This window comes from Amycolatopsis ruanii (genome assembly GCF_003385175.1).
GTDB lineage: Bacteria > Actinomycetota > Actinomycetes > Mycobacteriales > Pseudonocardiaceae > Amycolatopsis_E > Amycolatopsis_E thermalba.
On record NZ_PQHY01000061.1, the window covers coordinates 22,294 to 44,095 of the forward strand.

25 protein-coding genes are annotated in these 21,802 nt (G+C 73.1%); 16 read left to right on the forward strand and 9 right to left on the reverse strand.

Going from position 1 to position 21,802, the window contains the following annotated elements; translation table 11 throughout:
* Positions 1–2: 2 nt before the first annotated feature.
* The gene (locus tag D0D28_RS26585; RefSeq protein WP_094009187.1) at positions 3–506 is read right to left on the reverse strand and encodes a hypothetical protein; all 504 of its coding nucleotides are present in this window, start codon (positions 504–506) and stop codon (positions 3–5) included.
* 81 nt (positions 507–587) lie between these two features.
* Positions 588–1,334, reverse strand: a complete 747-nt coding sequence (locus D0D28_RS26590; RefSeq protein ID WP_240323363.1) for an IclR family transcriptional regulator — start codon at positions 1,332–1,334, stop codon at positions 588–590.
* Positions 1,335–1,392: 58 nt separating this feature from the next.
* Here D0D28_RS26590 and D0D28_RS26595 point away from each other — a divergent pair, with 58 nt between their 5' ends.
* Both D0D28_RS26595 and dmpG read left to right on the forward strand, forming a co-directional pair.
* Positions 1,393–2,304 (forward strand): acetaldehyde dehydrogenase (acetylating), encoded by a 912-nt coding sequence (locus D0D28_RS26595; protein ID WP_116113384.1) that lies wholly within the window; start codon positions 1,393–1,395, stop codon positions 2,302–2,304.
* The gene (gene dmpG, locus D0D28_RS26600; RefSeq protein ID WP_116113387.1) at positions 2,301–3,320 is read left to right on the forward strand and encodes a 4-hydroxy-2-oxovalerate aldolase; all 1,020 of its coding nucleotides are present in this window, start codon (positions 2,301–2,303) and stop codon (positions 3,318–3,320) included. The genes D0D28_RS26595 and dmpG overlap by 4 nt, the downstream gene beginning before the upstream one ends.
* 266 nt (positions 3,321–3,586) lie before the next feature.
* Here the strand turns inward: dmpG and D0D28_RS26605 are convergent, their stop codons facing one another.
* A complete protein-coding gene (locus D0D28_RS26605) occupies positions 3,587–4,177 on the reverse strand; it encodes a TetR/AcrR family transcriptional regulator (RefSeq protein ID WP_094009183.1) in 591 nt (196 codons plus the stop codon).
* A 48-nt stretch (positions 4,178–4,225) separates the two neighbouring features.
* On the opposite strand from D0D28_RS26605, the gene D0D28_RS26610 reads away from it, so the two are divergent.
* The 5 genes from D0D28_RS26610 to D0D28_RS26630 all read left to right on the forward strand — a co-directional run bounded on the left by D0D28_RS26610 (position 4,226) and on the right by D0D28_RS26630 (position 11,077).
* A complete protein-coding gene (locus tag D0D28_RS26610; protein ID WP_094009182.1) occupies positions 4,226–5,149 on the forward strand; it encodes an oxygenase MpaB family protein in 924 nt (307 codons plus the stop codon).
* Complete coding sequence (locus tag D0D28_RS26615) at positions 5,146–6,171, forward strand: LLM class F420-dependent oxidoreductase (protein WP_116113389.1); 1,026 nt, start codon at positions 5,146–5,148, stop codon at positions 6,169–6,171. Before D0D28_RS26610 ends, D0D28_RS26615 begins: the two co-directional genes overlap by 4 nt.
* Positions 6,172–6,264: 93 nt before the next feature.
* On the forward strand, positions 6,265–8,277 hold the full coding sequence (locus D0D28_RS26620; RefSeq protein ID WP_116113392.1) for a neutral/alkaline ceramidase: 2,013 nt from the start codon (positions 6,265–6,267) through the stop codon (positions 8,275–8,277).
* 80 nt (positions 8,278–8,357) lie between these two features.
* Positions 8,358–9,659, forward strand: a complete 1,302-nt coding sequence (locus D0D28_RS26625) for an MFS transporter (RefSeq protein ID WP_094009179.1) — start codon at positions 8,358–8,360, stop codon at positions 9,657–9,659.
* On the forward strand, positions 9,656–11,077 hold the full coding sequence (locus D0D28_RS26630; protein ID WP_116113394.1) for a pyridoxal phosphate-dependent decarboxylase family protein: 1,422 nt from the start codon (positions 9,656–9,658) through the stop codon (positions 11,075–11,077). The genes D0D28_RS26625 and D0D28_RS26630 overlap by 4 nt, the downstream gene beginning before the upstream one ends.
* Positions 11,078–11,497: 420 nt before the next feature.
* On the opposite strand, the gene D0D28_RS26635 is transcribed toward D0D28_RS26630, so the two are convergent.
* Genes D0D28_RS26635 through mrf form a run of 4 tightly spaced genes read right to left on the reverse strand, consistent with a single transcriptional unit; the run spans position 11,498 to position 14,173 of the window.
* Positions 11,498–12,547 (reverse strand): GTP-binding protein, encoded by a 1,050-nt coding sequence (locus D0D28_RS26635; protein WP_116113397.1) that lies wholly within the window; start codon positions 12,545–12,547, stop codon positions 11,498–11,500.
* Positions 12,544–12,702, reverse strand: coding sequence for a 50S ribosomal protein L32 (rpmF, locus tag D0D28_RS26640; RefSeq protein ID WP_094005288.1), 159 nt, complete (start codon positions 12,700–12,702; stop codon positions 12,544–12,546). The genes D0D28_RS26635 and rpmF overlap by 4 nt, the downstream gene beginning before the upstream one ends.
* Positions 12,702–12,950, reverse strand: a complete 249-nt coding sequence (locus D0D28_RS26645; RefSeq protein WP_116113399.1) for a type B 50S ribosomal protein L31 — start codon at positions 12,948–12,950, stop codon at positions 12,702–12,704. The genes rpmF and D0D28_RS26645 overlap by 1 nt, the downstream gene beginning before the upstream one ends.
* Positions 12,947–14,173 carry a ribosome hibernation factor-recruiting GTPase MRF gene (gene mrf, locus D0D28_RS26650; RefSeq protein WP_116113402.1) on the reverse strand — a complete coding sequence of 409 codons (1,227 nt, stop codon included), beginning with the start codon at positions 14,171–14,173 and terminating at the stop codon, positions 12,947–12,949. Before mrf ends, D0D28_RS26645 begins: the two co-directional genes overlap by 4 nt.
* A gap of 50 nt (positions 14,174–14,223) precedes the next feature.
* Here mrf and rpmB point away from each other — a divergent pair, with 50 nt between their 5' ends.
* Genes rpmB through cobA form a run of 6 tightly spaced genes read left to right on the forward strand, consistent with a single transcriptional unit; the run spans position 14,224 to position 16,877 of the window.
* Positions 14,224–14,460, forward strand: coding sequence for a 50S ribosomal protein L28 (rpmB, locus tag D0D28_RS26655; RefSeq protein WP_094005291.1), 237 nt, complete (start codon positions 14,224–14,226; stop codon positions 14,458–14,460).
* Positions 14,460–14,624 carry a 50S ribosomal protein L33 gene (gene rpmG, locus D0D28_RS26660; RefSeq protein WP_017988077.1) on the forward strand — a complete coding sequence of 55 codons (165 nt, stop codon included), beginning with the start codon at positions 14,460–14,462 and terminating at the stop codon, positions 14,622–14,624. The genes rpmB and rpmG overlap by 1 nt, the downstream gene beginning before the upstream one ends.
* Complete coding sequence (rpsN, locus tag D0D28_RS26665) at positions 14,624–14,929, forward strand: 30S ribosomal protein S14 (protein WP_116113404.1); 306 nt, start codon at positions 14,624–14,626, stop codon at positions 14,927–14,929. Before rpmG ends, rpsN begins: the two co-directional genes overlap by 1 nt.
* The gene (gene rpsR, locus D0D28_RS26670; RefSeq protein ID WP_094005293.1) at positions 14,926–15,174 is read left to right on the forward strand and encodes a 30S ribosomal protein S18; all 249 of its coding nucleotides are present in this window, start codon (positions 14,926–14,928) and stop codon (positions 15,172–15,174) included. The genes rpsN and rpsR overlap by 4 nt, the downstream gene beginning before the upstream one ends.
* Positions 15,175–15,223: 49 nt before the next feature.
* A complete protein-coding gene (locus tag D0D28_RS26675; RefSeq protein ID WP_094005294.1) occupies positions 15,224–15,610 on the forward strand; it encodes an ankyrin repeat domain-containing protein in 387 nt (128 codons plus the stop codon).
* A gap of 37 nt (positions 15,611–15,647) precedes the next feature.
* Positions 15,648–16,877 carry a uroporphyrinogen-III C-methyltransferase gene (cobA, locus tag D0D28_RS26680; protein ID WP_094005295.1) on the forward strand — a complete coding sequence of 410 codons (1,230 nt, stop codon included), beginning with the start codon at positions 15,648–15,650 and terminating at the stop codon, positions 16,875–16,877.
* On the opposite strand, the gene D0D28_RS26685 is transcribed toward cobA, so the two are convergent.
* A complete protein-coding gene (locus D0D28_RS26685) occupies positions 16,865–17,692 on the reverse strand; it encodes an alpha/beta fold hydrolase (RefSeq protein WP_116113411.1) in 828 nt (275 codons plus the stop codon). The two genes, cobA and D0D28_RS26685, sit on opposite strands and share 13 nt — an antisense overlap.
* Positions 17,693–17,760: 68 nt before the next feature.
* Here D0D28_RS26685 and D0D28_RS26690 point away from each other — a divergent pair, with 68 nt between their 5' ends.
* Together D0D28_RS26690 and D0D28_RS26695 are read left to right on the forward strand one after the other, a co-directional pair.
* Positions 17,761–18,603, forward strand: a complete 843-nt coding sequence (locus D0D28_RS26690; RefSeq protein WP_094005296.1) for a crotonase/enoyl-CoA hydratase family protein — start codon at positions 17,761–17,763, stop codon at positions 18,601–18,603.
* An 11-nt stretch (positions 18,604–18,614) separates the two neighbouring features.
* Positions 18,615–20,318, forward strand: a complete 1,704-nt coding sequence (locus tag D0D28_RS26695; protein ID WP_116113406.1) for an AMP-binding protein — start codon at positions 18,615–18,617, stop codon at positions 20,316–20,318.
* 34 nt (positions 20,319–20,352) lie between these two features.
* Here D0D28_RS26695 and D0D28_RS37035 read toward each other — a convergent pair whose 3' ends face one another.
* Positions 20,353–20,799: a hypothetical protein gene (locus D0D28_RS37035; protein ID WP_240323364.1), complete on the reverse strand. Its 447-nt coding sequence runs from the start codon at positions 20,797–20,799 to the stop codon at positions 20,353–20,355.
* Positions 20,800–20,955: 156 nt separating this feature from the next.
* Here D0D28_RS37035 and D0D28_RS26705 point away from each other — a divergent pair, with 156 nt between their 5' ends.
* Positions 20,956–21,159 (forward strand): hypothetical protein, encoded by a 204-nt coding sequence (locus D0D28_RS26705; RefSeq protein ID WP_094005298.1) that lies wholly within the window; start codon positions 20,956–20,958, stop codon positions 21,157–21,159.
* The last annotated feature ends 643 nt before the right edge of the window (positions 21,160–21,802 follow it).

Here is a 21,802-nt window from a genome sequence, read left to right on the forward strand (position 1 = left end):
CGCTATCGTGCGGAACCGTTGAGTCCGTGCAGCACGCGCTGCAGGATCTGCGAGTCCAGGAAGTCGGGCTCCGGCAGCGGCTCCTCGGCCGGGTACTCGGTCGCGGGGCTGGGCAGGCGGTGCGGGGAACGCGTCGGGAGGGCTCCGGTCACCCCGGCGGGCAGCGGCAGCTCGCACCACGCGGTGCGGTGCCCGCCGGGCAGGGCGACGGTGTTGATGGTCCAGCCGGGCAGTTCGGGGGGTTCGCCGGGGCGGTCGTCGTCGAGTTCGACGACCACCACGTCGCGGTGCAGGCGCAGCCGGACGGTCAGGAAGCGGGGCGATCGCCGGTCCGCCCCGTCCACCGAGGACCGCACCAGGTGCCGGATGACGGTCGCCGCGTCGTCGGCCAGCGGGCGTAGTTTCCACTCCAGGAGGGCGAAACGGACGAACATCTCGGCGCAGCTGACGGCGGTCGGCGCCGCCACGAGCCGAAGGTCGTCTACCTGGGTGGTCGCGGTGGTCACGCCAATCCTCCCTAACATCCCCGTGGCCCGGCGAGCGCCACGAGACCTACGTGTCGATCTTCCCCGCTGGTGCGCGAGACCCTACGGCAAGGCCCGCGACAAAGCGAGAGCCGCCGTGCGCACCGCTGGAGAGACGCGCTCGACCCGGACCCGGTTGCTCCAGCCCGAGATCGAAATCGCGGCCCGTGCCCGACCGGTCGCGTCGAGCACTGGACTGGCTGCACAGGTTACGCCCACCCCGGATTCCTCCCGCTCGTAGGCGACCCCCTCGTCGCGGATCCGGGTCAGCTGCCGCCGCAGCAGCCCCGGCGCGGTGATCGTGCGCGGGCCCACCCTGGTCAGCCCCGCCGCCAGCACGGTCTCCAGCACGGACGCGGGGGAGTGCGCCAGGATCGCCTTGCCCACCGCCGTGGCGTGCGCGGGGAACCGGCCGCCGATGCGGGACGGCAGCGCCGGCGCGTCCGGCCCCCGCACGATGTCGAGGTACACCACCTCGGTGCCCTCCAGCACCGCCAGGTGCACCGTGTTGCGCGTGGCCTCACGCAGATCGGCCAGGTAGGGGCGGGCGGCGTCGACGAGCCCGCGCTCCCGCCCGGCCAGCTGCCCGATCTCGAACAGCCGCAGCCCGAGCCGCACCGCGGTGCCGTCGCGCTCCAGCAGGCCCTGCGTGACCAGGTGCCCGGTCAGCCGGTGCACCGACGACTTCGGCACGCCGGTGCGGCGCGCCAGCTCGGACGCGCCCAGCGCCCGGTCTCCGGGCCGGAACGCGCCGAGCAGCGCGGCGATCCGCGCCGCGGTCATCCCGTCGTCCCGCTCAGCGGCACACATGCGTTGAGTGTGCCGCAGTCCGGCGCGCACCGTGGAGCCGACCCCGGAAGGAGGGCGCATGAGCACCCGGAAGGCACGGGCCGCGATCGTCGGACCCGGCAACATCGGCACCGATCTGCTCGTCAAGCTGCGGCGCAGCGAGCACATCGAGGTCGCGTACATGGTCGGGGTGGACCCGGCCTCCGACGGCCTGAAGCGGGCGGCCGCGCTGGGCGTGGACACCTCGGCCGAGGGCGTGGACTGGCTGCTGTCCCGCGACGAGCTGCCGGACATCGTCTTCGAGGCCACCTCCGCCAAGGCGCACCTCGCCAACGCCCCGCGCTACGCCGAGGCCGGCATCCAGGCCGTCGACCTGACCCCGGCCGCGGTCGGCCCGTTCACCTGCCCCGCGGTGGACCTGCCGGACCAGCTGGGCGCGGCGAACTACAACATGATCACCTGCGGCGGGCAGGCCACGATCCCGATCGTGCATGCCGTCTCCCGCGTCACCGAGGTGCCCTACGCCGAGATCGTGGCGTCGGTGTCCTCGCGGTCGGCCGGTCCGGGCACGCGCGCCAACATCGACGAGTTCACCGAGACCACCGCCCGCGGCCTGGAGATCGTCGGCGGCGCCGCGAAGGGCAAGGCGATCATCATCATCAACCCGGTCGAACCGCCGCTCATCATGCGCGACACCGTGTTCTGCGCGATCTCGCCGGACGCCGACCGCGACGCGATCACCGCGTCGATCGAGCGGATGGTCGCCGACGTGCAGGAGTACGTCCCCGGCTACACGCTCAAGGCGGCGCCGCAGTTCGACGACCCGCGGCCGGACTGGCGGGGCCGGGCCCGGGTCGCGGTGTTCCTCGAGGTCGCCGGCAACGGCGACTACCTGCCGCCCTACGCCGGGAACCTGGACATCATGACCGCCGCCGCGGCCCGCGTGGGTGAGCTGCTGGCCGCCAACCGCGCGCAGGAGGTGCCGGCATGACCGAGCGGGAGGTGCGGCTCGTCGACACGAGCCTGCGCGACGGCAGCCACGCCATGGCCCACCAGTTCACCGAGGCCAACGTGCGGGACACCGTGCGCGCGCTGGACACCGCCGGGATCTCGCTGATCGAGGTGACCCACGGCGACGGCCTCGGCGGATCGACCTTCAACTACGGCTTCTCCCTGGTCGACGAGCGCAAGCTGATCGCCGCCGCCGTCGACGAGGCCGAGCGGGCCACGATCGCCGTGCTGCTGCTGCCCGGCCTGGGCACGGTCAGCGACCTGAAGGCCGCCGCCGACCTGGGCGCGGGCGCGGTGCGGATCGCCACGCACTGCACCGAAGCTGACGTGTCGATCCAGCACTTCACCGAGGCGCGCACGCTGGGGCTGGAGACCGTCGGATTCCTGATGCTGTCGCACATGGCCACGCCGGAGACCCTCGCGAAGCAGGGCCGGATCATGGTCGACGCCGGATGCCAGTGCGTGTACGTGGTGGACTCCGCCGGCGCGCTGATCCTGGAGGAAGCCGCCGACCGGGTGGCCGCGCTGGCCGCCGAGTTCGGCGACGCGGCGCAGGTGGGCTACCACGGCCACCAGAACCTCAGCTTCGGCGTGGCGAACTCGGTGCTTGCCTATCGGGCGGGGGCGAAGCAGATCGACGGCTCGCTCGTCGCGCTCGGCGCCGGGGCCGGCAACTCGCCGACCGAGGTGCTCGCCGCGGTGTTCGAGCGGCTGGGCGTCCAGACCGGGGTGGACAAGGACGTGCTGATGGACGCCGCGGAGAACGTGGTCAAGCCGTTCATCACGCGGCTGCCGGTGATGGACCGGTCGTCGATCGTGCAGGGGTTCGCCGGGGTGTACTCCAGCTTCCTGCTGCACGCCGAGCGCGCCGCCGAGCGGTACGGGGTGCCCGCCCACGAAATCCTGTACCGGGTGGGGGAGCGGCGCTACGTCGGCGGTCAGGAGGACATGATCATCGGCATCGCCCTCGAACTCGCGGGGGAGAAATCCGGGTAGGGCGTGAGTCGCGGTGCGGGTGGTGGCCCCTCCCGCCAGCCCACCACCACCCTCAACGGACGCGCTCCGCGCGGCTGGGCCGACTCAGCCCCCTCGCTGTGGGATCGCCTCCTCATGAATTCCCGCCCGCCGGCCCGACCACCACCCCTGGTGGACGCGCTTCGCGCGACAGTGCCAACCACCACGTCGGCGCTGTCCTCGCGAGGGGGCTCCTGAGAACCCGCGGCGGTGCCGGTGGCTCGAGCGTGCCGGGCAGAGAGGTCCGCTTAGGACGATCGCACCAGCAGGCGGACGCAGTGCTCCACGAGGCGCTCCCGGGACATCTCCGGCGTGCCGGACAGGTAGGCGGTGAACAGGTGGGTCAGCGCGCCGACGAGGCCGATCGCGGTCAGCTGCTTCTCCAGCGCGTCCATCCGCTCGGGCAGCTGCTCCCGCACCAGCCCGGCGAAGGCCGGCAGCAGCGCCACGCCGCGGGCGGACAGGGCCGGGTCGGTGATCGGCGCCAGCAGCAGGACCCGGCCCTTGCGCGGATCGTCGAGCATCAGCCCGACGAACGCGGTGACCGCCGCCTCGGCGCGCTCGGCCGGGTCCCGCCGGCTGTCCGGCACCGCGTCGGCGAGGGCGCGGTGGGCCTCGGCGGCGACCTGCTCGTAGACCGCGACCACCAGCTCCTCGCGGTCGGCGAAGTTCTCGTAGAAGTAGCGCTCGGTGAGCCTGGCCTGCCGGCACACCGCGCGCACGGTCACCGCGGCGCTGCCCGCGGTGCCGAGCAGGTCGAGTCCCGCGTCGAGCAGCTGGGCGCGCCGGGCCGCCCGGCGGTCGCTCAGCGTGGTGCCCGCCCAGGTCTTCTCCGCCATCCGCCCTCACAATTGACTACAGGTGTTGTCAATTGTAGCGTTCGGATCATGGCAGCGCAGCCCCTGGGCCCCGGGTCCCTGACGTGGAAGTACTTCGGCGACTGGCGGACCCTGCTCATGGCACTGTGGGCGGGCTCGTTGCAGAACATGCACCCCGAACTCGGCGCCGGGGTGGAGCAGCACTCGCGGTTCTTCGCCGAACGCTGGCAGCGGCTGTTCCGCTCGCTGTACCCGATCGGCGGCGTGGTCTACGACGGCCCGCGCGCCGCCGGGACCGCGCGGGCGGTGCGCGGCTACCACGAGACGATCCAGGGCGTGGACTCCCGCGGCCGCCGCTACCACGCGCTGAACCCGGGCACGTTCTACTGGGCGCACTCGACGTTCTTCATGCTCACCGTGGTCGCCGCGGAGCGGATGATGGGCGGGCTCAGCGAGGCGGACAAGCGGCGGCTGTTCGACGAGCACATCCAGTGGTACCGGCTCTACGGGCTGAGTATGCGGCCGGTGCCGGCCACCTGGGAGGAGTTCCAGTCCTACTGGGACCACATGTGCACCGAGGTCCTGGAGGACAACAAGGCCACGCGGGACGTGCTCGACCTCCGCGGGATCGCCAAGCCACCGTTCGTGTCTTGGATGCCGGAGCCGGTGTGGCGGGTGCTGCGCGCCGGGATCGCCAAGTCGTTCGTGTGGTGGACCGTCGGCCTGTACCACCCGGCGGTGCGGGCACGGCTGGGCTACTCGTGGTCGCGCCGCAGCGAGGTGCTGCACCGGCTCACCGGCCGCGCGATCGGGCTGGCGTTCCGGTTCGTGCCGCGCGACCGCCGCTACCACCCGCGCGCCCGGGCGGCGTGGCGCCGGGTGCGCGGGGAGGTCCCGGCGGACGCCCCGCTGGTGGAGACCCCCGCGCGCAACCTGCCACCACTGTCCGAACGGGACAGTCCCATCCACTACGTTCCCCGGGAGGCGTCGTGAAGCTCGGCTATCACATCGGTTACTGGTCCTCCGGTCCGCCGGAGGGCGCGCTCGAGGCGATCCGCGCCGCGGAGGAGCTGGGGTTCGACTCGGTGTGGACCGCCGAGGGGTACGGCTCGGACGCGCTGACCCCGCTGGCCTGGTGGGGCGCGGCGACCTCGCGGGTCAAGCTGGGCACCAACATCGTCCAGATGTCGGCCCGCACCCCGACCGCGACCGCGATGGCCGCGATGACCCTGGACCACCTCTCCGGCGGCCGGTTCATCCTCGGCCTCGGCGCGTCCGGCCCGCAGGTGGTGGAGGGCTGGTACGGGCAGCCGTACCCGCGGCCGCTGGCCCGGACACGGGAGTACGTGGAGATCGTGCGCCGGGTGGTGGCGCGCCGCGAGCCGGTGACCTTCGACGGCGAGCAGTACCAGCTGCCGCTGCGGGACGGGACCGGGCTGGGCAAGCCGCTGAAGTCCACCGTGCACCCGCTGCGCCCGGAGATCCCCGTCTACCTGGCCGCGGAGGGGCCGAAGAACGTGGCGCTGGCGGCCGAGATCTGCGACGGCTGGCTGCCGCTGTTCTTCTCCCCGAAGAGCGACGCGTTCTACCGCGAGGCGCTCGCCGAGGGCTTCGCGCGCCCCGGCGCCCGGCACACCCAGGCCGATTTCGAGGTGGCCGCGTCGGTGCCGGTCATCGTGCACGACGACGTCGAGACCGCGGCCGGGTTCATCAAGCCGTCGCTGGCGCTCTACATCGGCGGCATGGGGGCCAGGCAGGTGAACTTCCACAAGGACGTGTTCGCCCGGCTCGGGTATGCGGACGTCGCGGAGAAGGTGCAGGAGCTCTACCTCGCCGGGCGGAAGGAGGAGGCCGCCGCGGCGATCCCCACGTCGCTGGTGGAGGACACCTCGCTGATCGGGCCGCCGGAGAAGATCCGGGCGGAGCTGGCCGCGTGGGAGGAGACGGTGGTGACGACCTTGCTGCTGCGCGGGGATGCGCGAACCTTGCGGCGGATCGCTGAGGTGATCGGGTAGCGAATCCACCCGGACGAGGGTTGGCAGCGCCGGGCGGCCTCCTCTAGTCTCCGTCAAATCTGAAAGGGCTTCACGTCTGGAAGGAGTGTGCCGATGCCGGTGAGCCGCAGGACCGTCTTGGCCGGAGCGGCCGCGGCGCCGCTGGCCGCGGGAGTGCTCGCCATCCCGCAGGCGACCGCGCAGCAGGGCTACCTCGTCGGCGCCGGGATCTCCGACGTCACCGGGCCCGCGGCCGAGTGCGGCATGATGGGCTACTCGATGCCGCAGCAGCAGACCGCCGGCATCCACCAGCGCACCCGTGCCCGCGCCTACGTCGTCGCCGAGCCGGGTGGGCGGCGGATCGTGTTCGTCACCGCCGACGTGGGCGCGCTGTTCCAGTCCGTGCACCAGGGGGTGCTCGCCCGGCTCGCGCAGCGCTACGGCGACCTCTACACCGAGCAGAACGTGCTGCTCAACGCCACCCACACGCACGCCGGCTGCGGCGGATCGTCCTGGTACGCCGCCTACAACCTGTCGATCCTGGGCTTCCAGCGGCAGACCTACGACGCGCAGGTCGACGGCATCGTCGAAGCGATCCAGCAGGCGCACGACGACCTCGCCCCCGGCACGATCACCCTCGGCCGGACCGAGCTGACCGACGCCAGCGTCAACCGCTCCCGCACCGCGTTCGAGCTGAACCCCCAGGCGGACAAGGACCACTTCCCGCTCGCCATCGACCCGGCCGTCACCGTGCTGCGGTTCCGCCAGGGCGGCCGCGACATCGGCGCCATCGCCTGGTTCGCCACCCACGGCACGTCGATGACCAACGCGAACAAGCTGATCAGCGGCGACAACAAGGGCTACGCCGCCTACGCCTGGGAACACGGCCGCGGCACCCGCTCCCTCGACGGCGCCCCGGAGTTCGTCGCCTGCTTCCCGCAGACCAACTCCGGCGACATGTCCCCGAACCTCAACCTGAAACCGGGATCCGGCCCGACCGAGGACGAGTTCACCAACACCCGCATCATCGGCGAACGCCAGTTCACCGCCGCCAAAACCGCCTTCGACAGCACGCGCACGCCCCTCGCCGGGCCGCTGGACTTCCGCTTCTGCTACGTGGACATGTCGAAGGTGACCGTCGACGGCCGCTACACGCCGGACGGACGGCAGCACACCACCGCCACCGCCGCGATCGGCGTGTCGATGCTGGCCGGCAGCACCGAGGACGGCCCCGGCCTGCCGCTGCCGGAGGGCGTGCGCAACCCCTTCGTCGACGCGCTCGGCGGGATGGACGCGCCGATCCCGCAGGCGCTCGCCGACGCGCACGCGCCCAAGGTGATCGCGGTGCCCTTCGGCGCGATGAAGCCCTACCCGTGGGCGCCGGAGGTGCTGCCGCTGCAGATCCTGCGGCTCGGGCAGCTCTACCTCGTCGGCGGGCCCGCCGAGTACACGATCGTCGCCGGGCTGCGCATCCGCCGCACCGTCGCCGCCGAGCTCGGCGTGCCACTGGAGAACGTGATCATGCAGGGCTACGCCAACGCCTACAGCCAATACGTGACCACGCCCGAGGAGTACGACTCGCAACAGTACGAGGGCGCGTCCACGCTCTTCGGCCGCTACACGCTGCCCGCCTACCAGCAGGAGTTCGCGCGCCTGGCCGCGGCGATGCGGACCGGCGCGAGCGTGCCGCACGGCCCGGTGCCACGCGACCTGTCCGGCGCGCAGCTCAACTTCCAGCCCGGCGTGGTGGTCGACTCGCCGCCGCTGCTCAAGCGGTTCGGCGACGTGCTCACCGAGGCGCGCGGCAGCTACCGGCGGGGCGAGCAGGTGGTGGTCGAGTTCGTCACCGGCCACCCGAAGAACGACCTGCACCGGAACGGCACGTTCGCCGAGATCCAGCGCCTGGACGGCGGCGCCTGGGTGCGGCACGCCGACGACGGCGACTGGGCCACCAAGTACCGCTGGACGCGCACCTTCCTGGCCGAGTCGAAGGCGACGATCACCTGGGACATCCCGCCGGACACCCCGGTCGGCAAGTACCGCGTCGTCCACTTCGGCGACGCGAAGGCACTCGACGGCACGATCACCCCCTTCACCGGCACCTCACGCGCGTTCGTCGTCTCGTGACGAATTCGCGCCCCGGGCTCACCCGGGCGCGTGATCGGTGACACGATGCGGGCGATCATCGGGGTGTCGATCGGAGGACCATGGTCGCCCTACCGGCCAAGACCAGGCTCGGCTACTCCGCCGGGTCGTTCGTCACCGGCGCGTTCGGCACGGTGCCCGGCCTGCTGCTGCTGCCCTACCTCACCGACACGATGGCGGTGCCGGGCGCGATCGCCGGGGCCATCGTGCTGGTGCCCAAGGCGTGGGACGTCCTGTTCAACCCGGTCGCCGGGCGGCTGTCCGACGCGAGCCTGAACCGGCGGGGCAGCAGGCGCCCGTTCCTGCTGTTCGGCGGGCTCGGCGTCGCGGTGCTGTTCGCGGCGATCTTCGCCCACCCGGGCTTCGGCAGCACCACGCTGGACGCCGGGTACGTGGTGCTCGCGTTCTTCCTGTGCGCCACCGCGTTCGCGTTCTTCCAGGTGCCCTACAACGCGCTGCCCGCCGAGCTGACCGGGAACTACCACGAGCGCACCCGCCTGACCAGCTGGCGCATCGGCCTGCTGGCGATCGCGATCCTGGTCTCCGGCGGCGGCGCACCCGAGATCACCAACCAGGTCGGCGGCGTCACCGGCTACCGCGTCATGGGCGTCGTGATGGGCGTGATCATGATCCTCGGCACCATCGCGGTGTACGTGGGCACCCGGACCGCGCCGGTGGGCAACCTGCGCCCGCCGACGCCGGGCTGGCGCGACCTGCTCGCGACGATGCGGCAGTGGCGCGCCTTCCGGTGGCTGCTGGGTGTCTACTTCGTCCAGTCGCTCGGCCTGGCCACGCTGCTCGCCGGGGTCAACTACGCCTCCCGGTACGTGTTCGGCGACGCGGACCTGCAGACGTTCCTGTTCGTCGGGTTCGTGCTGCCCGCGCTGGTGACCATGCCGCTGTGGCCGCGCATCGGCGCGCGCTGGGGCAAGCTGGCCGGCTTCCGGTTCGCCTGCATCGCCTTCGGCGTCGCGTGCGCGGGCCTGTGCGCCGCGCTGGTGGTGCCGGTCGGCGTGTCGTTCGTGTTCGTGGCCCTGGCCGGGGTCGGCTACGCCGGGATCCAGGTGTTCCCGCTGGCGATCCTGCCGGACCTGATCAGCGCCGAGGAGGAACGCACCGGCGCCACCCGGGCCGGCGTCACCGCCGGGGTGTGGACCGCGTCGGAGACCCTCGGCCTCGCGCTGGGGCCGGGCCTGTTCGGGCTGGTGCTGTCCGCGGGCGGGTACGTGTCCAGTGTGGACGCTTCGGCGGCGCAACCGGGCAGCGCGGTCACCGCGATCCTGCTCGGGTTCGCCCTGCTGCCCGGAATCCTCGTGGTGGCGGGCCTGCCGCTGCTGCGCCGGTCGATCCTGGAGCCGCGATGAAACCCGCCCGCGAGGTCCTGGCCCGGCTGCGCGAGCTGCGCGCGGCAGACCTGCCCACCCACGGCGGCCGCACCCTGGCCTACGTCTACGACAGCGGGCTGTCCGGTGTGGACGAGCTGGCCGCGCAGGCCCACGCGCTCGCCGCCGCCGCCAACGGTCTCGACCCGACGGCGTTCCCCAGCTTGCGGCGCCTGGAGAACGACCTCGTCGCCGCGACCGCCCGCCTGGTGGGCGGCACGCCGTCCACGGTCGGCGCGGTGACCTCCGGCGGCACCGAGTCGTGCCTGCTCGCGGTGCTCGCCGCGCGCGAGGGCCGCCCGGACGTCGCCGCGCCGAGCATGGTGCTGCCCTCGACCGCGCACGCCGCGTTCCACAAGGCCGCGCACCTGTTCCGGGTGCGGCCGGTCGTGGTGCCCGTCGACCCGGTCACCTTCCGCGCCGATCCGGACGCGATGGCGGCCGCCATCGACGACACGACGGTGCTCGTGGTCGCCAGTGCCCCGTCCTACGCCCACGGCGTGATCGACCCGGTCGCGCCGATCGCCGCCGCGGCCGCCGCGCGCGGGGTGCGGATGCACGTGGACGCCTGCATCGGCGGCTGGATCCTGCCCTACTTCCGCCGGCTCGGCCGCCCGGTGCCGGAGTTCGGGTTCGCCGTCGAGGGCGTCACCAGCGTCTCGGTGGACCTGCACAAGTACGCCTACGTCCCGAAGGGCGTGTCGGTGCTGCTGCACGCCGACGCGGATCTGCGGCGCGGGCACTTCTTCGCCAGCGCGGACTGGCCCGGCTACACGATGCTCAACAGCACCGTCCAGTCCACCCGCTCCGGCGGCCCGCTCGCCGCCGCGTGGGCCGTGCTGGAGCACCTCGGCGACCGCGGCTACCTCGAACTCGCCCGGCAGACGCTGGCCGCGGTGACGACCCTGGCCGAGGGCATCAGGAGCGTCGACGGCCTGCGGCTGCTCGCCGAACCGGACTCGACGCTGATCGCGCTCACCGCCGGCGACGCGGGCTTCGACCTGTTCACCGTCGCCGACGAGATGCGGGCCCGCGGCTGGTACGTGCAGCCGCAGTTCGCCCACGAGTCCTCGCCGGTGAACCTGCACCTCACCGTCACGGCCGCGAACCGGGGTGGCGAGGCCGGGTTCCTGGCCGACCTCGCCGCGTCGGTCGCCGCCGCCCGGGACGCCGGACCGGTCACCGTGGACGAGAACGTGGCGGCGTTCGTCGCCGCCCTCGACCCGGACACGCTGACCGGCGAGCAGTTCGAGGGCCTGCTCACCGCGGCCGGCCTGGGCGGCGGGGCCGGGGTGCCGGACCGGATGGCCGGGATCAACGCCCTGCTCGGCACCGCCCACCCGGCGCTGAGGGAACGCCTGCTGCGCGAGTTCCTCGGGATGCTGTACCGGCCGGACTAGTGCGCCGCGTGGTCGTGCCGTTGTCCAGGTGGTGACGTCGGGCGTCGAAGGTAGGTGGCCGTCCGCCGCGGGAACCGCTTCACTTGCGATGCCGGGCCTGGTCGCCGGGCCCGGGAATGACCGCCTGGCTCGCGCGTCGGCGTAGGTCGCGGGGATGGTGCGGGAGGAGCTGGCCTTGCCGAGGACTCGGTGGCGGCGGGCGCGGCCGCTACCGAGGCGGGTACCCGCGGTTGGGACATCAGCGGCTCGGTCATCGGCGAGTCCCTGGCCCGACGGCGGTCAGGCCAGGGACCAGAGGGCGGCCGTTGCCCTCGGCCAGACGGTGTAGCCAGGTGGTCCAGCCGCCGCGGCCGGCCGCCGCTTCAGCACCACGTCCCAGGCGCCTTCGCCGACCAGGCGGCGATGCCAGGTCCAGAGACCCTAGTGCGCCGCGTGGTCGTGCACCGCCCAGGCGGGGAACGGGTCGGGACCCGCTTCCTCGCCGAGGCAATCCGCCAGCGCCGCCGTCAGTGCCGCGTGGTCCAGGCCCGTCCCGATGAACACCAGCTCCTGCCGCGCGGGCCCGCTGCCCTGCGGTTCGAACCGCGCCACCGAACCGGCCTGCGACCACAGACCCACCACGCCCGGACGGGACGCCAGCGCGAAGAACCCCTTGGCGCGCAACACCTTCCCGAACCGGCCGGAGTCCAGGTCCCGCGTCACGAACGACCACAGCCGGCCCGGGTGGAACGGCCGGTCCGCCCGGAACACGACACTGGAGATGCCGTACTCCTCGGTCTCCGGCACGTGGTCGCCGTTCAGCTCGGCCACCCAGCCGGGCGCCTGCTGCGCCCGTTCGGCGTCGTAGCGGCCGGTCCCGAGCACCTCCCGCACCGGCACGCGCCCGAAGCCGGCCCGGATCACCTCCGCCGCCGGGTTCAGCCGCCGCAGCAGCGCCTCCAGCCGGGCCAGCTCGCCGGGGCCCACCAGGTCGGTCTTGTTCAGCACCAGGACGTCGGCGAACTCCACCTGGTCGATCAGCAGGTCGCTGACCGTCCGCTCGTCACCGTCGTACTGGTCCAGCGACCGCTCGGCCAGGCCGTCCCCGCGGTCCAGCTCGCGGGCGAAGTTCACCGCGTCCACCACGGTGACCATGGTGTCCAGCCGCGCCCGCGGCAGGAACGTGAACGTCGCCGCGACCGGCATCGGCTCGGAGATCCCGCTCGACTCGATCAGCACGTGGTCGAAGCGGCCCTCGTCGCACAGCCGGCCCACCTCCTCCAGCAGGTCGTCCCGCAGGGTGCAGCAGATGCAGCCGTTGGTCATCTCGACGAGCCGCTCTTGCGTGCGCACGAGCGCGGCGTCGATGTTGACCTCGCTCATGTCGTTGACGACCACCGCGACCGGCAGGCCCGCGACGTTGCCCAGCACGTGGTTGAGCAGCGTCGTCTTCCCCGCACCGAGGAACCCCGACAGAACGGTGACCTTCACCGGGCCAGCCGGTGGAAGTGGCCGAGCAGCCTGCGCGGCACCAGCTGCTCCTTGCCGTCGATCACCACCGGCACCAGGTCCGGCTTGACCGCCTTCCACTGGGCGCGGCGGTGGCGGGTGTTGCTACGCGACATCTTGCGCTTGGGAACGGCCATCACTTCCGCCTTCCGTAGCGGCGGTGGAACTTCTCCACCTGGCCCGCGGTGTCCATGATCCGGCGCGCGCCCGTCCAGAACGGGTGCGACCACGCGCTGACGTCGACCAGCACCAGCGGGTAGGTGTTGCCGTCGCGCCACTCGATCGTCTTGTCCGAGGTGATCGTCGACCGCGTCAGGAACCCGTCCCCGGTCGCGGTGTCCTGGAACACCACCGGGTGGTAGTCGGGATGGATGCCCGGTTTCACTGCTTCTCCGTTCCGGACGTGACGTTCACGTCCTGCGTCTCGTCGGTTTCTTCGCACGGCTCCTCGTGCCAGGCGCCGAACGGGTCGTCGTAGGTCAGCCACTCCCGCTGCCCGGCGGCGAGCTCGGCGTCGGTGAGCAGCGCCCCGGACAGCGCCTCCTCGATCTCGGCCGGCGTGGCCTGATCGGTGACGACGAAGATCTCCGAGGCCCGGTCGCCGAACACCGGGTGCCAGCGCAGCGACGCCAGCGTCCGCCGCTCCGGGGACACGTCCGTCCACGCCGGACCGTCCGGCGCGTCCAGCCACGGCCCGGCGTGCCCGACGCCCAGGCCACCGCCGGCCGACTCCAGCCACAGCGCCATGTCCGGCTGGCTGGCCACCCACACCCGGCCGCGGGCGCGCTCGACGCCGTCCAGCAGCACGTCGAGCGCGTCGTGCAGGCGCTCCGGGTGGAACGGGCGCTGCGCGGTGAACAGCAGCGTCGCCACGCCGCAGTCGGCGCCCAGCGGCGGCTCGCCGTGCAACAGCGGGCCGTGCATGTCGGTCACCTCGCCGCGCCGCGCGCCCGCGGGCACCTCGGCCAGGCGCGAGGTGCGCAACGCCGCCGGGGCGACGCGGTCGAGCACGGCCGCGGTCTTCGCGTCGGTCCAGGCGTCGGCGGTGCCGGTCAGCACGAGCACGTCGGCGAACTCGGCCTGCGACAACGCGACCTGCGCGACCGTCCGCTCGTCGTCCTGGCTGGCCTGCAGCCCGCGCTCCTCCAGGGTGTCGTCACCGGTGGCGTCGGCCAGCCAGGTGCCGCGGTCGAGCACCGTGTGCACGCCGTCGATCGTCACGAAGTCGCTCACCGGCCGGTCGCCGACGAGGACGTGCCGGATCGCCCAGCACACCGGCTCCGGCTCCATCGCCTCGTCCAGCCGCACCGCGATGTGCCGCACGCCGGGCGTGCCGGCCAGGCGGCGCAGCAGGGGGAGCAGGTCCTCCCGCAGGGTGCAGGACACGCAGCCGTGCGCGAGTTCGAGGACGGTCGTCTCGTCGCGGTCGCCCAGCTGCAGCCGCCGCCGCACGACCCCGCCGCGGATTTCGCGCAGGTCGTGGTGCACGACCGCGGTGCCGGGCCGGGCCGCGCGGACCTGCTCGGCGAGGTCCGCGGTGGCCGCCGGGACGAGGCCGCTGATCAGGGTGAGGGGCACCCGGGTGGTGCCGGTCGTTTCGGGATCCACGCGTTGTAGAGTAGTTGGTAATGAAAATCGATACCAACTAGGGAGGGTGGATGTCGGCGGTCTGCCAGGTCACCGGCCGCAAACCGGGCTTCGGCAAGCAGGTGTCCCATTCGCACCGGCGGACCTCGCGGCGGTGGGACCCGAACCTCCAGCGGCGCCGCTACTGGCTGCCCGCGGAGGGACGCTGGGTCACGCTGCGGGTTTCGGCGAAGGGCATCAAGACGATCGACAAGCGCGGCATCGAGGCGGTCGTCGCCGAGCTGCGCGCGAAGGGGGTGAAGCTGTAGTGGCCCGCAACGACGTCCGGCCGATCATCAAGCTCCGCTCGACCGCGGGGACCGGCTACACGTACGTGACCAGGAAGAACCGGCGCAACGACCCGGACCGGATGGTGCTGCGCAAGTTCGACCCGGTGGTCCGCCGCCACGTCGAGTTCCGGGAGGAGCGCTGATGGCGAAGAAGTCGAAGATCGCCCGCAACGAGCAGCGGCGTGCCGTCGTGGCCCGCTACGCCGAGCGCCGCGCGGAGCTGAAGGCGGTCGTGTCCTCGCCGCGGTCCACCGCGGACGAGCGGGCGGCCGCGGTGTCGGCGCTGCAGAAGCTGCCCCGCGACGCCAGCCCGACGCGGCTGCGCAACCGCGACACCGCCGACGGCCGCCCGCGCGGCTACCTCCGCAAGTTCGGGTTGTCCCGGGTGCGGCTGCGCGAGATGGCCCACCGCGGCGAGCTGCCCGGCGTGTCGAAGTCGAGCTGGTGAGCGCCGTGCCCAAGTACGTCAAGGAGCGGCCCGGCCGCCGTCGCCGCAACCTGCTCGCCGAGGCGGACGTGTCCGTTGTGGACTGGAAGGACGTGGACCTGCTGCGCAAGTTCATCTCCGACCGGGGCAAGATCCGCGCCCGGCGGGTGACCGGCCTGTCGCCGACGCAGCAGAAGCAGGTGGCCCAGGCGATCAAGAACGCCCGCGAGATGGCGTTGTTGCCCTACCCCTCGTCGGCGCGCTGAGGTGGTGCGGTGCGGGCCGGGTGGCCCGCACCGCACTAGGCTCGGCGTCATGAGCGAGCCCGATCCCGAACTGGTCGAGCTGTGGAGCCGCGTCTTCCAGATGGCGCGGGAGGGGCGGACCGAGACGCTGGCCGCCTACGTGGACGCCGGCATCGCGGTCAACCTGACCAACGACCGCGGCGACACGCTCGTGATGCTGGCGGCCTACCACGGCCACGCGGACACGGTCAAAGCACTGCTCGACCGCGGCGCCGACCCGAACCGCCTCAACGACCGCGGCCAGAGCCCACTGGCCGGCGCGGTGTTCAAGAACGACCCGGACGTGGTGAAGGCGCTGCTGGCCGGGGGAGCGGACCCGGATGCGGGCACGCCGTCGGCCGTGGACACCGCGCGCATGTTCGGCAATACGGAGTTGCTCACACTCCTGCAACCCTGAGGTGTCATCGGCGCTTCCGGCAGGCATGCTTGTCCGCATGCCCGAAGACCAGCACTACCTCGTCGGCCTCGATCTCGCCGGGCGGCGCGTGGTGCTCGTCGGCGGTGGCACCGTCGCCCAGCGCCGGCTGCCCCGCCTGATCAGCGCCGGGGCCGCGGTCGAGCTGATCTCGCCGTCCACCACGCCGGCCGTCGGCGGCATGATCGACGCCGGTGAGGTCGTCTGGCACCAGCGCCGCTACGCCGACGGCGACCTCGACGGCGCCTGGTACGCGCTGGCCTGCACCGACGACCCCGAGGTCAACGCCGCGGTCTGCGCGGAGGCCGAGCGGCGCCGGATCTTCTGCGTGCGCGCCGACGCCGGCATCGAGGGCACCGCGGTGACCGCCGCGGTCGGCCGCCACGAGGGCCTCGTCGTGGGTGTGCTGTCCGGCGGCCAGCCGCTGCGCTCGGCGGCGGTGCGCGACAACATCGTGGAGGCCCTGCACACCGGCGCGATCGCCGGCGATCTCACCCCGCCGGACGCCACCGAGCTGCCCGGCGTCGCGCTCGTCGGCGGCGGCCCGGGCGATCCGGAGCTGATCACCGTCAAGGGCCGCCGTCTGCTCGCCCGCGCCGACGTCGTCGTCGCCGACCGGCTGGCCCCGCGTGAGCTGCTCGACGAGCTGCCCCCGGACGTCGAGGTCGTGGACGCCGCCAAGATCCCCTACGGCCGCGCCGCGAGCCAGGAGTTCATCAACGCCACCCTGATCGAGCACGCCAAGGCGGGCAGGTTCGTGGTCCGCCTCAAGGGCGGTGACCCGTACGTGTTCGGCCGCGGCTTCGAGGAGCTGCTCGCCTGCGCCGAGGCCGGGGTGCCGGTGACGGTGGTCCCGGGCATCACCAGCTCGATCGCCGGGCCGGCGGCCGCCGGGGTCCCGGTCACCCACCGCGGGGTCGCGCACGAGGTCGTCGTCGTGTCCGGGCACGTCGCGCCGGACCACGAGAGCTCGCTGACCGACTGGACGGCGCTGGCGAAGCTGCGCGGCACGATCGTGCTGATGATGGGCGTGGAACGGCTCGGCCAGTTCGCCGCCGCGCTGCTCGACGGCGGCCGCCCCGCCGACACGCCGGTCGCGATCGTGGAGAACGGCACCATGCCGGCCCAGCGCGTGCACCGCTTCACCCTGGCCACCGCGGCGGAAGACGCCAAGGCCGCCGGGGTGCGCCCGCCCGCGGTGATCGTGATCGGCCCGGTCGCCGGCCTGCTGCCGGATCAGCTCCGGTAGCAGCGCCGCACGAAGTCCAGGATCGCCGCGGTCAGCCGCTGCGGGTCGAACCGCAGCTCGACCGGGCTGCGGGCCTGCACGAACTCCGCGTGGGGCAGGTCGGCGGCGAGGGTGTCCGCGTCGCCGAACGGGTGAATCGGGTCGCGCTGGTGCCCGATCACCAGCGCGGGCACCTCGATCCGCCCGCGCACCGACCGCGGCGGGGCGATCCGGCCGAAGAACACGCCGTGCAGCAGCGCGGCCATCGACGCCGGGCGCTGGTCGAGGGTGTCGGTGACGACGTCGACCCACTGGCTGCCCTGCGGCACCAGCCCGGCCACCTTCGCCACCGCCTGCACCCCGAACGGCACGAACCGCGCCGCGAACAGCAGCGGCGTGAACGCCAGCAGCCCGGCGACGATCGCGTTGTCCAGCACCGGCATCTCCACCACGATCCCGCGCAACCGCTCCGGCGCCTTCACCGCCACCTCCAGCGCCACGTTCGCGCCGAGCGACGTCCCGCCGACCACCGCGCGGCCGACGTCCAGGTGGTCCAGCAGCGCCACCACCTGGTCGCCGAACGCCGGGATCGAGTAGTGCCACGACTCGCGCGGCCGGTCGGAGTCGCCGTGACCGAGCAGGTCCAGGGTGATCACCCGGAACCCGTCGGCGGCGAGACGGCGCGCCAGCGGCGCGTGCATCCGCCGGGTGAACATCAGGCCGTGGGCCAGCACCACGACCTGGTCGCCGGTGCCGAACTCGGTGTAGCAGAGCCGGTGGCCCTCGAAGGTGAACGCGGCAGCCAGTCCGGTGGTCTCCAGGGGACGGGTCAGCATGACGATCAGCAAACCATCCCGCGCGGGCTTGTGCGCGCGAATGCGTCCGGATGCGTCAAGATGGCCGCATGACTGACACCGCCGACAAGCTCCCGGACCTGGTTTCGCTCGCCGTCGAGCGCACCGGCCCGGTCGCCCGCGTCACCCTGCTCGGCCCGGGCAAGGGCAACGCGATGGGCCCGGACTTCTGGCGCGAGCTGCCGATCGTGTTCCGCACCCTGGACGCTGATCCCGCGGTCCGGGCGATCGTGCTGACCGGCAGCGGGAAGAACTTCTCCTACGGCCTCGACCTGCCCGCGATGATGGGCGGGTGGGCGCCGCTGCTCGCCGGGGACGCCCTGGCCGGCCCGCGCACCGAGTTCCTCCGCGAGATCCGCGTCCTGCAGGACAGCGTCACCGCGGTCGCGGAGTGCCGCACGCCGGTGATCGCCGCCGTGTCCGGCTGGTGCATCGGCGGCGGGGTCGACGTCATCGCGGCCGCCGACGTGCGGCTGGCCAGCGCGGACGCGAAGTTCAGCGTGCGCGAGGCGAAGGTCGCGATCGTGGCGGATCTGGGCAGCCTGCAGCGGCTGGCCGGGATCATCGGCGAGGGCCACCTGCGTGAGCTGGCCCTGACCGGCAAGGACATCGACGCGGCCCGCGCCGAGCGGATCGGCCTGGTCAACGACGTGTACCCCGATCAGGACGCGGTGCTGGCCGCGGCCGAGGACCTGGCCCGCGAGATCGCCGCCAACCCGCCGCTGGTCGTCCAGGGCGTCAAGGAGGTCCTTTCGCTCAACACCGAGCGGCAGGTCAGCGACGGGCTGCGCTACGTCTCCACCTGGAACGCGGCGTTCCTGCCCAGCAAGGACATCCAGGAAGCGGTGCGGGCGTTCATGGAGCGCCGCGCGCCGGAGTTCACCGGCGAGTGAGGAGGAACGCCATGAGCAACACCGCTCACCAGCGGTTCCGCGAGGCGCGCGACTTCCTGCTGGCGCACCGCGAGGACTACGACACCGCCTACCGCGAGTTCGCCTGGCCGCGGCTGGACGAGTTCAACTGGGCGCTGGACTGGTTCGACGTCGTCGCCGCCGATCCGGCCAACGCGGAGAAGTACGCGCTGTGGATCGTCGAGGAGGACGGCGGCGAGGGCCGCTGGACCTACCCGGAGATGTCCCGCCGCTCCAGCCAGGTGGCCAACTGGCTGCGCGGGCTCGGCGTCCGCCGCGGCGACCGGCTGATCCTGATGCTCGGCAACCAGGTCGAGCTGTGGGAGACCATCCTCGCCGCGATCAAGCTGGGCGCGGTGATCATCCCGGCGTCGACCCTGCTCGGGGCGGCCGACCTGCGCGACCGGCTCGACCGCGGCAACGCGCGGCACGTAGTGGTCCGCTCGGCCGACACCGGGAAGTTCGCCGACGTCGCCGGGGACTACACCCGCATCGCGGTGGGGGAGCCGACCGAGGGCTGGCACTCCTTCGCCGACGCCTATTCCGCGGAGGAATCGTTCACGCCGGACGGGCCGACCGCCGCGGCCGATCCGCTGCTGCTGTACTTCACCTCGGGCACCACGGCCAAGCCGAAGCTGGTGCAGCACACGCACGTGTCCTACCCGGTCGGGCACCTGTCCACGATGTACTGGATCGGCCTCGAACCGGGCGACGTGCACCTCAACATCTCCTCGCCCGGCTGGGCCAAGCACGCGTGGAGCAACGTGTTCGCGCCGTGGAACGCCGAGGCCACGGTGTTCCTGTACAACTACACGCGCTTCGACGCCGGCGCGCTGATGGCGCAGATGCAGCGGTGCGGGATCACCAGCTTCTGCGCGCCGCCGACGGTGTGGCGGATGCTGATCCAGGCCGACCTCGGCGCGCTGGAGACGCCGCCGGTCAAGGTGGTCGGCGCGGGCGAGCCGCTCAACCCGGAGGTGATCGACCAGGTCCGCAAGGCGTGGGGCGTGACCATCCGGGACGGGTTCGGCCAGACCGAGACCAGCGTGCAGATCGCCAACACGCCCGGACAGGAGGTCAAGGCCGGGTCGATGGGGCGTCCGGTGCCCGGCTTCCAGGTGGTGCTGGTCGACCCGGTGAGCGGGCAGCCCGCCGAGGAGGGCGAGATCTGCCTCGACCTGACCGAACGGCCGGTGGGGCTGATGGTCGGGTACGCCGACGACGCCGACCGGACGGCGGACGCGTTCCGCGGCGGCTACTACCACACCGGTGACGTCGGGTCGGTCGACGAGAAGGGCTACATCACCTACGTCGGGCGCACCGACGACGTGTTCAAGGCGTCGGACTACCGCATCTCGCCGTTCGAGCTGGAGAGCGTGCTGCTGGAGCACGAGGCGCTCGCCGAGGCGGCGGTGGTGCCCGCGCCGGACCCGATCCGGCTCGCGGTGCCCAAGGCCTACGTCGTGCTCGCGGCCGGGCACGAGCCGGACGCGGCCACCGCGGAGAGCATCCTGGCGTTCTGCCGCGAGCACCTGGCGCCGTACAAGCGGATCCGGCGGCTGGAGTTCGCCGAGCTGCCCAAGACCATTTCGGGCAAGATCCGCCGCGTCGAGCTGCGCGGCAAGGAGCAGGCGTCGCCGGAGTCGCGCCCGGCGGGCGAGTTCCGCGAGGACGACTTCCCGGGGCTCAAGGGCTGAGGACGGGCCGCCCCCGGTTCGTGGCCGGGGGCGGCTACTCCGCCTCGGTGACGCGGGCGAAGACGGTGTCCTCGCCGCGGCTGCACGTCGTGCCGCCCTGGGAGGCGGGCGGGCCGGACACGCACAGCCAGCCGTCCACGGTCTCGCCGACCGGGCGGCCCGACCCGGCCGGCTGCCGCCCGGCGATCGCCTGCTGGAAGCGGGTCACCAGGTCGGTGGCCTGACCGCAGCTCAGGCCGCTGGTCGTGGTGTCCATGACCTGGAGCGTCAGCCCGCTGGCGGCGCGCACGGTGCCGCACTCGTCCGCGCGGGCCCCGGCCGGGCTGGTCGCGGTGGTGCTGGTCGCGGTGGTGCTGGTGGTCGCGCTGGTGGTCGCCGGCGGTGGGCTCGATGCCGGCGCGACGTCCGGTGTATCGGTACAGCCGGCGAGGACACCGGCGGACAGGAGCAGCAGCGCCAGGGCGCGGCGGGGTGCGGTCATCAGTGGTTGCCTCCTGGATCCCGAAATTACCGTGACAGCGGCGAAATCGCTGGCAGGACGCGCCCGGCGAGGCTCCATTGTGGACGCTGATCCACCGGCCGGGTGAATGGTCGGCGGGAGGCTAACACTTCGGTCTCCTCGCGCGACTCCACAATCGTGTTGAGCACCGAAACCGCGACCGAGACGGACCCGCTCCCTACCGCCCCCTGCTCCGTGGTGTGGAGCCAGGGCCGCCCCTACGTCCTCGAGCCCGGCGCCGGGACGCTGCGCTGGGTGGGCACCGACCACCTCGGCCGCCCGCTCACCCTCAGCGGAGACGAACTCCGCCGCCGCGGCTGGACGCACCGCCGCGCGGGCTGACCCCGAAGGGGCGCCGGACAGAGGCGCCCCCGGCCCGCTGGCGTACCCCTCGCGCGCGCCGCGGAGCCTCGGATACACGCTTGCCCGGGCTCGTCCACCGTTGGCGGCGGCCGGCCGGCGAGATGCGGGCCGCGGCTCGGGGAGCTGGCGAACGCCTGGCGCGCCGCGGAGCCTCGGATGGGCCGTTGCCGCCCCGGCGACACGGACACCACCCGGAAGCTGGTGGAGTGCCTCCGGCGGCAGGACCGCCACGACCGCGTGTGCCGCTCGTCCGCCGTTGGCGGCGGCCGGCCGGCGAGATGCTGGCCGCGGCTCGGCCCGCCGACGCACGCCTGGCGCGCCACGCAGCCTCGGATGCGCGGTTGCCGCGCTCGCCCGCGTTGCGGCTGCGGGCCGCGCCTCGGGCGCTCGGGAACCAGCGATCCGGCTGGACCGACCTCTCGCCCGCCCGGGCCCACTCGGCTGGCCCGGCACGCACGATGCCCCGGGCCGGGCTGTCCGGCCCGCCCTGGGGGCCACCTGCCACCCATGAAGTGCACCGCCGGGCCGGAAACCCCTGTCCCGTCCGCCTTCGCGCTGCTCACCCGGCTGCCGACCGCCGCAGGTGCGTCCGTGACGAGCCGAGCCCGCCGCCACCCCGGCC